At 61.2% G+C, this 8,489-nt stretch carries 6 protein-coding genes and 1 pseudogene; 1 reads left to right on the top strand and 6 read right to left on the bottom strand.

What is annotated here, in order from left to right; all coding sequences use genetic code 11:
* Positions 1 to 142: 142 nt before the first annotated feature.
* Positions 143 to 385, top strand: a pseudogene (locus ASD07_RS15760) (hypothetical protein); the annotation flags it as partial.
* A gap of 12 nt (positions 386 to 397) precedes the next feature.
* Here ASD07_RS15760 and ASD07_RS30225 read toward each other — a convergent pair.
* From ASD07_RS30225 to ASD07_RS15735, 6 genes are all read right to left on the bottom strand, one after another.
* Positions 398 to 961, bottom strand: coding sequence for a suppressor of fused domain protein (locus ASD07_RS30225; protein ID WP_162246565.1), 564 nt, complete (start codon positions 959 to 961; stop codon positions 398 to 400).
* The gene (locus ASD07_RS30220; RefSeq protein ID WP_082507363.1) at positions 948 to 1,325 is read right to left on the bottom strand and encodes a GH-E family nuclease; all 378 of its coding nucleotides are present in this window, start codon (positions 1,323 to 1,325) and stop codon (positions 948 to 950) included. The genes ASD07_RS30225 and ASD07_RS30220 overlap by 14 nt, the downstream gene beginning before the upstream one ends.
* Before the next feature lie 55 nt (positions 1,326 to 1,380).
* A complete protein-coding gene (locus ASD07_RS15750) occupies positions 1,381 to 2,409 on the bottom strand; it encodes an IS5 family transposase (protein WP_055932172.1) in 1,029 nt (342 codons plus the stop codon).
* Between the two features lie 10 nt (positions 2,410 to 2,419).
* Positions 2,420 to 3,694, bottom strand: coding sequence for a polymorphic toxin-type HINT domain-containing protein (locus ASD07_RS15745; protein WP_055932169.1), 1,275 nt, complete (start codon positions 3,692 to 3,694; stop codon positions 2,420 to 2,422).
* Between the two features lie 568 nt (positions 3,695 to 4,262).
* Positions 4,263 to 5,390 (bottom strand): site-specific tyrosine recombinase XerC, encoded by a 1,128-nt coding sequence (xerC, locus tag ASD07_RS15740; protein WP_055932165.1) that lies wholly within the window; start codon positions 5,388 to 5,390, stop codon positions 4,263 to 4,265.
* Between the two features lie 4 nt (positions 5,391 to 5,394).
* Entirely contained in the window at positions 5,395 to 8,466 is a 3,072-nt protein-coding gene (locus ASD07_RS15735) for a toprim domain-containing protein (protein ID WP_255357013.1), read from the bottom strand.
* Positions 8,467 to 8,489: the final 23 nt, after the last annotated feature.

The raw sequence follows: 8,489 nt of genomic DNA, 5'->3' as shown, positions 1-8,489 counted from the left end.
CCGCTCTTGCGCCAGCGCGCTACTCGCTCCCGCCACAGCAATTCCCGTTCAGTGTTTGACATCCCCATCTCCAAAGTAAAAATCAGAGTATGGCTTTGCAAATCACGCTTTCACAGGTGGAACGACTGCACGCTTACCGGACATCCGCGGCCGAAGCCCCATCGAGCCAGCAATCGGGCACATGAAAAATGACGGCCGCTTGCGACGGAACTGGCTGAAAGGCACAGACGGCGATGCGTTCCATGCCCTGCTGTACGGCTGCGGACACAACCTGCGCATGATCTTGCCGAAGCAGCGGCTTCTTTTGGTCTTGATCACTGCCGGGGCAATGGCGCCGTTTCCGGTGGAATGGACTTGGCGCCGGCTCCAGCACGGTCATTGCTGACTGTCGATTTATTCAGGCCGCACTAATTACGCGATCTCGCTTCACGTCAAAAAAATCAATATTTAGATCGTAAAAGAATCTCTCGACGCCTATAGATTGGATGAAGTCAATTTCCTCTTCGTAAATTGGGTATATTTGTGATAAAAATATCGTACGATCTGCCAATTTAACAGTCAGGTCTTCTTTGGCAAGAACCGTACATTCGAAGCAAAGGAATGCGCTCATCTCTGATTCTTCCGAAATGGCTGTGCGGAAATCCAGTATTTCACCCCATGAAAAAACGTGCTCTCTACCCTTGGCATTCCTAATGAGTTCACCCATAGCGATGGCCCAAGCCACATCTTCCGAATCAACCGAAATCACCAATTCTGGCCGTATTGACGTCCAACCAACTACGGACGCACTAGACAGGCCGAAGCTAAAGGCAGTTAGACACCCTTGTTCAGGTACATTAGCGTATGAAACCACTGCCAAAAGGGATTCCGACGAGTCCGATATCTGGAAATATTCCCCATTATCTCCAGCAATGGCTTCTATATGCTCGAGGTATTGTTCAACTGGTTTACTTTTGGTCACGTGTACGTCCCCTATTCATCGAACTATCTTCCCAATGATATAGATCAGGATTGTTTTCCGCCTCAATTACCTGTTTTCTCGTGGCTTTATTTTCAATATGCATCTGCCGCCGCTTTTCCCAAGTGTGTTCCGGTGTATGTCCCAAATCCGTTCGGCCGATCTTCAATGGTTCGCGGCTATATGGATCTAACATCGCGCCGCGCTCATTTTTCGGTTGTGCCTCATCTACCGCTTGAAGTGTTTTCTTTCGCGGCTTCACGCGGTTGTATCTTGGGGCACCTCGATTTACTGGCGATTTGAGCGTTGATGCTGCAAAAAATAGCCGCATAAAAAGCGGCCGCGCCATGATCTCCGCCACTTTCATGGCCTTTTGGCTATCCGAACTGGCCTTTTAGGGCTATTCGGACGGACCTCGGGCGTCAGAACGCCGAAAACTTGGCCTCCTTGAGGTAGCAAAGGCGACGCAGGTTGTACGCGGCGGCCTTCCAGTTCAGTTGCAGCGTGGCGCGTGCCAGGCCGATCGAGCGCAGCATCTTGCCGCCCAGTTGCGCCATGCCCGCGAAGACATGCTCAACGCGGGCGCGCGGGCTGGCGATGCGCCGGTTGCGACGCTGCTGCGCCTCGGACAGCGGCTTGTCCTTGCCGCCTTTGCGCTGAATGTGCATGCGGTAGCCTTCACTGGTAAGCCGCTCTTCGCGCTTGTGGTTGACGTAGCCTTTGTCGGCATAGACATCCCGGCTGGTATTGGCCGGATCCAGCACGTCTTCAAAGTGAAGGGTGTCATGTTCGCTGGCGGTGCTGATTTTGATCTTGCGGATCAGCTTGCAGCGCTTGTCCGCGTTCACCGACAGCTTGTAACCAAAGTAGGATTTACCATGTTTCTTGGTCCAGCGCGCATCCAGGTCTTTCTGGCGTCGCTTCGGTGGCGACCAGTCGGCAGGCATGGCGTTCTGCTCCACGACGATGGCTTTTTCTTCCTTGTTCAGCGATTGCTTGGGGGCCTGGACGATGGAGGCATCGATCATCTGGCCGCCTCGGGCGATGTAGCCATGCCGGGACAGTTGCCGGTTGACGGCGTCGAACACGCTTTCGCTGGCGCCGGCCTTGATCAGGCGCTCCTTGAAAGTCCAGATCGTGGTGCGATCGGGGATCTGACTGGAGTCGCGCAGGCCGGCGAAGCGCTGGAAGCTGAGCCGGTCAAGCAGCTGGAATTCCATCTGCTCGTCCGAGAGGTTGAACAGTTGCTGGATCAACAGAATCCGCACCATCACCTCGGTAGGAAACGGCGGTCGCCCGCCTCGCTCACGGCCGGGCCGTGGCGCTGCTTCATCGACCGCATCGGCCAGCGCCGCGAAGTCAACATGCCGCTCCAGCACTTGCAGCGCGTCGCCCAGCTTCGTCAGCTTGGCTTCGCGCTCCTGGGCAGCGAATAGGTTGGGTTTCATCATGGCAGGGTCGTCAAGTTCGATGCGCTGACATCATGCCATGGCTGAGGCGGTTTTTCGAGGCGCCCCTTGGATCATTCTTAGCCTGTGGTGTCTCGACATCTGGATGCCTACCACCTTCGTTTTCCCATGTGTCAATACAGTCGATATTATGGACCCACACCATTTGGGCACCGACAAAATAGGTATGGAATTCTGCGACTGTTAAATTGTAAGTATCCGGGGAAGCCAGCGTGGCGACCAGAGATTCGACGACGAGCGTTTCGCCTGCACTGGTCAAAACACGCATTCCACGCTTTAAATCGCCACTATTAACCCAACCGGCTCCAGCCTCGCCAATTTCCAAGAATGATCGATCGATAACCCAGAATGGATGGTTGTCCGTGACCTCGAACTTCTGGATCGCGCCGGTAGCTGCGCGCAACGTCAGTTCGAACACTCCCTTATTCCTGGTCAGGATCAGGTCGGTCACCGGTTTGTATGCAACCTCGCCAGTAACTTGGCTCTTCGACAGAACGAAATCGCCGACGCGAACGTCCTCAATGGCTTTGAACCCTTCCTTTACAGCGACCAGCGTCCCCGCAACGAAGCAAGACGAGCATCGCTTTCGCTTTGGATTCGCCTCAGGTTTTGCCGTCTTCTGCCCCGTAGAGGCTTGCTCGTTCGGTGCAGCGTCTTTTACCCCAGGGCCACTGCCGCGCTCGGCAGTCGTCTGGCCTTCCGCGTTCGCGCCGGCCTTCGCAGGAGCCGCTGGCGCTGCTTCAGCAGGAGCCTTCATTTCCGGCTTGCTGAGTTTTGCTTTGATCTTGCCAGCCATGGAAGCAGCATTCTTCACGGTCGCTGCCGCATTTTGCGCCATCATTACGCCATTGATGGCGTCCTCCGTCAGCCTACTGGTGGCGGTGACATCGCCGTCAGCGGCAGCCGCGGCATCTGCTTTTACTTTGTTGAGCGTCTTCCTCCAGCCGCCATTAAAGATGAAATTAGCTGTCCCCTTTATGCCATTAACCACGGCCGTGTTTGTCGCGTCGATGTCGTTTCGCGCAGCAGAAGTATCCATGCCGTTAACCTGGCCTACTGCTACCTGGTAACCGTTCGCGATGTAATCGAGCGGGATCAGGATGCCGTGGCCCAGGCCGGCAACGACCTTGGTCGTTCCGGTTGCCACAGCGCCGGCATGGCCGAGTGCCGTACCGTTGCCATAATTGGCAACCTGGCCGTTTAAGTATTGTGAGAAGTTCCCCAGCTGCTCCGAGGCATCTTTGAAGACGCTCTCGTAACCGTTCAAATCCACATATACCGTTGGATTGGCGTATGCATACAGGTAAACGTTATGCGCTGACGCGAGCGGTCGTAACGCAAGCCATTTTTGCTAGACGCATCAATGACTTACGGGCGGGCGCTGCTAATGAATTGTTTAAAGAGCGAGGAAATTTTCCAGACGCGAGTTTGGCCGATTGCCCGGGCGCGCGCAAGAGACGATTTTCTCGGCGGCCAGGCGGCCTTGATGCCGGCCGGCCGCTATGTGGTCGCAAATTGCGACCACATAGCGGAGAGTATCGGAGGTGGGCACTGCGGTGTGTCGTGATTGTTACTGCGTAACGGCGCCGGCTTGATGGCCAAACATGGCGCTGCACGCCCGTTTTATGGACGCGTGCAGCAGGAGATGGATAGCTTGGGCTGCAAAGCAGCAGCGGCATGCCGCTCGGGTTCGTTACTGCGTAACGGTGCCTATTCGAAGTCGAGGTAGGCGTCCGCTTTCGTAGCGTCATGCCTGATGCCGGCCAGGATGCGCTCCTCCTCGGCCTCGTCGCCGGCAAACTGGCGCCGTGCGCGGCAGGCGGAATGCCCTTGTGCTACGGCGCGTCCTCGTCGTCGGACTCGTCAGCTTCCAGAGCTGCCAGGAGGGCACTGGAAGCCGCGCTCGATGCGGGCCGATCAATCAGGTCGCCGTCACCCCGTTCGCCGCCCTGGCGCCGCTCCAGGCGCGCCGGATGGGTGGCCGCGTGGATTTCCTTGAGCTTGTCGATGGAAACGTGGGTGTAGATCTGCGTCGTGGCCAGGTTGGCATGCCCCAGCATCGCCTGGATGAAGCGCGTATCGGCGCCGCCTTCGAGCATGTGGGTGGCGCAGGCGTGGCGCAGCAGGTGCACCGCGCCCGGCTTGTCGATGCCGGCGAAGGCCATGTAGCGCCTGACCTTGGCAGCAACGAACTCGCCCGACACCGCCTCGCCGTAGTCGCTCACGAACAGGGCGTCGTGCTCGACGGTGAGCAACTGCGGGCGCCCTTCCATCAGGTATTTCTCGACCCAGGCCGCCGCCCGCGCGCCAATCGGAATGACGCGATCGCGCCGCCCCTTCCCCTCGCGCACGAACACCACCCGCCGTGCCAGGTCGACGTCGTACAGCATCAGATTCGGCAGCTCCATGCGCCGCAACCCCGTGCTGTACAGGGTTTCCAGCATGGCCCGATCGCGCAGTCCCTGTGCGTTGGCGGGGTTGGCCTCGTTGATGATCGCCTCGACTTCCGCCACGGAGAGGATGGTACGCGGCAGTTGCCGGCCCTTCCTGGGCAACTCCAGTTCGGACGCCGGGTTGAAGGCGATGTGATTCTCGCGCGTGAGCCACTTGAAGAAGGTTTTCAGGGGCGCCAGGAAGCCGTGCTGGGTGCCCAACGTGAGCGGGTTGCCGTCTTCCTTGCGGTAGTAGAACAAGTGGCGCTGGTAGCGCTCGATGATTGGTCGCGTAATGGTGCGCGGGTCGACGATGCTGCGCTCGGCGCACCAACCGATGAAGCGCTTCAAGGCGCTACGCCGCGCCCGCACCGTGTCCTCGGCGTAGCCCGTCACCAGCATCCATTCGAAGTGCAGCTCCATGTAGCGCGTCAGCGGGTGCGCGTCCAGCGTGCGGTCGCGCTGCTTGTTCGGCCCGCCCGGCTTGACGGCGGCCGGGCGGCGGGTCTTGATGCGCTGGCCCTTTTGCATGGCGTCACACCAGGGCGGTCAGTGGCGGATGCGGGTACGACAGGACCGCGCCGTTTTCGGCAGGGACGTGCGTTTTGGTCGCTGCGCGCCGCGTGTGACCCGCTACGCCCGGCACGACTGGCGATTCGGCACCCCGCGAGCCCCCCGAAACCGGCCCGCTATCGGCCCGCAAGTGCCCCGCAACTTCGTCTATTTGCCCCCGCGAGTTGTCGGTCGTAGCCCCATCCGCGACACTCTTTCCGGCAAGTTGTCCGACATCGATCAGGCCCGGCAGATGCGGCCGGCCACCCTCGCCGCCCGCGTCATACGCCAGCTCATAAACGAGCTTGCCGCCCGGCCCGTTGCGGCGCCCGATCACGTATTCGAATTCGACCAGTCGTTCCAGGTGCAGGCGCAGCTGCGTGTCGCCAATCTCCAGCGCCTCGCGCGCCTGCCTGCGTGTAAAACGCACGTCGCTGCGCGCGACGGCCTGTTCGCCGGCGAGAGCGTCGACCATCTGGCACAGGGCGCGCAGCAGCGAGCGCGTTTGCGGCGGCAGTTCGTCCAGGCTGCGCCCCAGTACCTCGTGCGCCAGCGCGTTGGCGCATTCGATGTCCGCCTGCGTCACCTCGATGTAGTCGATGCTGCGCTCGCGGTGCTGCGTGCTCTTCACCGGCCGCTGGTACTGGTGCAGCAAGGCGATGGTGTCGATCAGGGTCAGGTACTTTTCATGGTCGCGCCGCGTGCGCGTGGCGTTGTCCGGGAAGGTCAGGCGCTCGGCATACGGGTTCATCACCGCCAGCGGCCGTAGCAGGCGCTGCGCATTCTGGTGCAGTGCGACGATGTATTCCTTCTCCTGCCTGGCGAGCAGCCCTTGCAAGGTGCGGCGCTGGCGCTGCAGCCGGTGGATCGCCTGCGTCTGCTGCCTCCCCTCGTCCACGCTCAAGACCAGGCAGCGGTTGAGCAGCTCGGGATCGATGTCGAGCGCCGTCGTCGTGGTAAACAGCATCACCGGCCCCTCGACCCGGTATTCCTGCGTGATCAGGTTACCCGTCGCGGCGTCCTTGCCGGTGCTGGCGATGGTCAGCTCGCCCTCGGACTGCAGCAGCTTCAAGGCGTAGGAAGCGCGCGAGGCGCCCTCCTCCTCGGCCAGCGCCAGTATCTTGTGCTTCAGATTGGCCTGCCCCATGTAGAACAGGCTTTGTCCCGTCATGGCGCTGTACTTGATCTTTTCCTCGGCCGGCATCATCGCCAGCACCGCATCCATCAGGGAGGTCTTGCCGGCCGCCGACGAGGACCGGATCACAATGGCCAGCGGGTTGGCCAGCTTGCGCGAGGTCGCCGCCAAGTAGCCCACCAGCTTGTTCGTCACCTCGCCCGTGATGCCGGCCGCGTCCATGTCGGCCACGATGCGGCCCATTAGGTCCGGGTCGGCCAGCAGTGCCAAAGCCGCGCGCTTATCCTCCTCGCCGATCTGCACCGCCTCCACGGCTGCCGGGGCCAGCGCCTTGCGCAGGCGTTCGTCCTGCAGGGCTTCCAATTTCAGCATCACGCGGCCCAGGTCGGCCCGGATCACGTCCTCGCCGATCCGCAATTCACTGGCCGCCTGCGCGGCGAAACTGGCGCGCGCACGCGCCGCATACAGGTCGAACGTGTCGACGTGGAAGTGCTCGCCGCAAGCGGCCAGCAGGTTGACCTTCAACAGCTCCGAACTGGTGTTCTTTTCCAGACCCCGCACGCGGTAGTGGCGCTCGCCGAACACCATGCGCAGCGCGTTGTCGACCTCCTCGGGCGGCGCTTCTACGGCGGGCGCTGGCGGCATGGGCGAGGCCGGCAACGGCGGCAGTGATGGCGATGGCGGCAATGGAAGCAATGGTGGCAATGGCGAGGCCGACGCTTCGGCAACGGCAGCAGCAGCGTCGGGCCGCACGGCTGGCGTGGATGGCGCAAGCGGCGTGGCGTCCGGCACCCGAGCGGCTAAGGTAAGAAGCGGACCATGCGGCGCCTCGCCCTTGCCGAGCCACTGCGCCTTGCGGATCGCCGCGCCCAGCGTCACGGCCGCCGGCTGCGGGCCATGCAGCGCCGTCGCATTCGCATCCATGTCGCGCGCAAAGACGATGCGGTAGCACTCGATGCCACGCTCCATCAACTGCGCCGCCAGCTTGGCCGCGGCCCGCTCGCCCGCATCGTCCCGGTCGTAAGCGATCAGCACGCGCTCGGTCCCGTTACGCAGTAACGCGGCCAGGTGATCGTCCGTAAATCCCTCGACGCCGTAAGCGGCGGTGACGTTTGTGTATCCAGCGCACCAGAACGTCATCGCATCGATCAGCGCCTCGCACAGGATGATTTCCTTCGGCTCGGCCAGCGCTTGCGCATTCCACACGCCCCGGTGCGCGCCCGGCAGGTACAGGTGGGCCGGCGTTCCTTTCCTCAAGTCGTCGCGAATCTTGCGGCCGTATATTTCGGTGACGTTGCCGGCCTCGTCCATGATCGGCACGACGATGCTGCCGTTGAAATGCTCGTGGCCGGACTCGCGGTAGATGCCGACCTTCTGCAGGCGGGTGCGGATGCCGGCGCCGGCCACGCGGTCTTTCTCCGGCAGGCGCAGGCCCAGGGTGCGATTGGCGTAGCCCAGCTTGAAGCGCGCTATCAGTTCGGGATGGTCCAGCCCACGCGCGCGCAGATAGGCCAGCGCCTCGGGCGATTGCATCAATGTCTCGTGGTAGTAGCCGACCGCCTGGTTCAGCAAGGTCTGGTCGTCGGCGTCGAACGCGACTGGCGCCGGCAGGCTGCGCACGGTGGCGCGCTTGATGGGAGCATCCTGCACACCCGCAGCTAAGCGGTTCGATGCCAACTGCGGATCGGCCTTCAGCAACTCGACCGCGTGCCGGAACGACACACCCTTCCACTTCATCACCCAGTCGATGGGGCCGCCGCCGATCTGGCAGCCGAAGCAGTGCCACAAATTCTTGGCCGGCGTCACGACCAGCGACGGCTCGCTGTCCTCGTGGAACGGACAAATATAGTGGCCCCCGAAATTGAGACGGTGGTTTAAGCTGTCGTCCGCGAAAGGATGATAGCAAATGAGTGAAGGCAAAAAACGCAGGGTGCATACGGCGG

The organism is Duganella sp. Root336D2 (assembly GCF_001425005.1).
Lineage (GTDB): Bacteria > Pseudomonadota > Gammaproteobacteria > Burkholderiales > Burkholderiaceae_D > Rugamonas.
Note: the sequence above shows the minus strand (reverse complement) of the source record. Positions and strands in the feature narration are given on the sequence as shown.